This window comes from Chromobacterium sp. S0633, from assembly GCF_024158805.1.
Classification (GTDB): domain Bacteria; phylum Pseudomonadota; class Gammaproteobacteria; order Burkholderiales; family Chromobacteriaceae; genus Chromobacterium.
Map to the genome: position 1 here is coordinate 1 of NZ_JAMZGH010000101.1, position 2,581 is coordinate 2,581.

2 protein-coding genes are annotated in these 2,581 nt (G+C 72.7%); both read left to right on the forward strand.

What is annotated here, in order from left to right; all coding sequences use genetic code 11:
- On the forward strand, window positions 1-1,097 hold a 1,097-nt coding region (locus NK214_RS24710), incomplete at its 5' end, for a beta-ketoacyl reductase (RefSeq protein WP_253315783.1).
- A partial coding sequence (locus NK214_RS24715; RefSeq protein WP_253315784.1) for a type I polyketide synthase occupies window positions 1,094-2,581 on the forward strand: 1,488 nt, incomplete at its 3' end. The genes NK214_RS24710 and NK214_RS24715, both read left to right, overlap by 4 nt.

Consider the following 2,581-nt stretch of genomic DNA (forward strand, 5'->3'; position numbering starts at 1 on the left):
GCCGCCGGCCGGCCGACGCCGCGGCCGAGGCGGCGCTGGCCGCGCTGCGCCGCGACGGCGTGGAGGTGAAGGTGTGGCAGGCCGACGTGGCGGCGGAAGCGGACGTCGACGCGCTGCTGGCCGAGATCGACGCGACCATGCCGCCGCTGCGCGGCGTCTGCCATCTGGCGGGCGTGGTGGAGGACTGCCTGGTCGGCGACGTCACGCCGGCGTCGCTGGCCGCCACCCTGGCCGGCAAGGCCCGCGGCGCCTGGCTGCTGCATGAGCGCACCCTGGCTTACCCGCTGGAACACTTCGTGCTGTTTTCCTCCGCCGCCGCCGCCTTCGGCGCGCCGGGGCAATCGACCTACGCCATGGCCAACGCCTACCTAGACGCGCTGGCTGCGCGCCGCCGCGCGCAAGGGCTGCCCGCGCTGTCCATCGCCTGGGGGCCGTGGCAGGACGTGGGCATGCTGGCCCGCTCCAGCGCCAACGCCAAGCGGCGGCTCGCGCAGCTGGGCATCGGCCAGATCGAGGCCGAATGCGGCCGCGCCACTTTCGAGATCGCGCTGGGGGCGGACCTGCCGGCCCACCTCGTGCTGCTGCCCATCGATTGGGGGCGCTTGATCGAGCAATGGCCGCCGCATGTGCCGGCCAGCCGCTTCGCCGGCATCGCCACCGCCCAGCCGGGCGCGGGTTCCACCTCCTCGGTCAGCGAGCTGCTGGCGCTGCCGGCGGAGGCAAGACGACATCGTCTGTTCCAACTGCTGGCCGAGGACGCCGCGCTGGTGACCGGCACGCCGCTGGCCTCGCTGGACCCCGAGCGCTCGCTGTTCGACTACGACCTGGACTCCTTGCTGATCACCGATCTGCGCGTGCTGCTGGAAAAGCGTTTCGGCCGCGCGATACCGACCACGGTGATTTTCTCGAATCCGACCATAGCCGCCTTGGCGGACCATCTGGCGCGGACGGTGTTCGGCATGGCCGAGGCGGAGGCGACGCCCGCCGCGCCCGCCGCCGAGCCCGACGCGCCGGCGGACGCCGCGATGTCGCAGGAGGAGATCGTGGAAATGCTGTCCGCGAAACTGAAGGAATTGAATAGAAAGGACGCGCGATGAGCCAGATCGACACGACTGCGCTGATGCGGAACGCGCTGCGCGAGATCGAACGCCTGCAGCGCGAACTGGACGGCGCCGAACAGCGCCGGCACGCGCCCATCGCCGTGGTCGGCATGGGCTGCCGTTTCGCCGGCGTCGACTCGCCGGAGGCGCTGTGGCAGCGGCTGCTCGACGGCGCGGACGGCGTGAGCGAGGTGCCGGCCGAGCGTTGGGACGTCGAGCGCTACTTCGACGCCGACCCGGACGCGAGCGGCCGCATCTACTGCCGCACCGGCAGCTTTTTGGACGACATCGCCTCCTTCGACGCCGGCTTCTTCGGCATTTCGGCGCGCGAGGCGGCGATGCTGGATCCGCAGCAGCGCATGCTGCTCGAGGTGGCTTGGGAGGCGGTGGAGCGCGCCGGCATGACGGCGGCGGAACTGAAGGGCTCGGCCACCGGGGTGTTCGCCGGCGTCATGCATCAGGACTACGCGCACCGTTTCCGCCGGGCGGAGGAGGTCGACCTCTACACCGCCTCGGGCAACGCGCCCAGCGTGCTGGCGGGCCGCGTGTCGCACGCGCTCGGCCTGCACGGGCCGACGCTGACGATAGATACCGCGTGCTCGTCGTCGCTGGTCGCCGTGCACCTGGCTTGCAACGCGCTGCGCGCCGGCGAGTGCGACATCGCCATCGTCGGCGGCGTCAATGTGGTGCTGTCGCCGCTGTCCACCGCCGCCGAATGCCGGGCGCACATGCTGTCGCCCAGCGGCCGCTGCCGCTCCTTCGACGATGGCGCGGACGGCTTCGTGCGCGGCGAGGGCTGCGGCGTGGTGGTGCTGCAGCGGCTCGCCGACGCCGAGGCCGCCGGGCGCACCATAGACGCGCTGATCGCCGGCTCGGCGGTCAATCACGATGGCCGCAGCGCGGGCCTGACGGTGCCTAACGAGCACGCGCAGCGCGAGCTGGTGCGGGCGGCCTTGCGCGCCGCGCGCATCGACGCGTCGCAGGTGAATTATATCGAGGCGCACGGCACCGGCACCGCGCTGGGCGATCCGATAGAGGCGGCGGCGCTGGCCTCCGTGTTCGCCGGCCGCGGCCGCGAGGAGCGCGTGCTGCTGGGCTCGATCAAGAGCAATTTCGGCCATCTGGAAGGCGCGGCGGGGATTGCCGGGCTGATCAAGGCGGCGCTGACGGTGCGCCATGGCGTGGTGCCCGCCACCCTGCATGTGCGCACGCCCAACCGCGGCATCGACTGGGACACGCTGCCGCTGCGCCTCGCGCTCGGCGCGGAACGCATAGACGCCGGCGGCGCGCCCTGCGTCGCCGGGGTCAGCTCCTTCGGCTTCAGCGGCACCAATGCGCACGCGGTGCTGCTCGCGCCGCCGCGCGCGGCCGCCGGCGAAACGGCGGCCGGCGCGGACGAAGGCGCGCAATTGCTGGTCGTTTCCGCGAAATCCGACGCCTCGCTGCGCGGCAACGCGGCGCGGCTGGCCGCCCATCTGGCC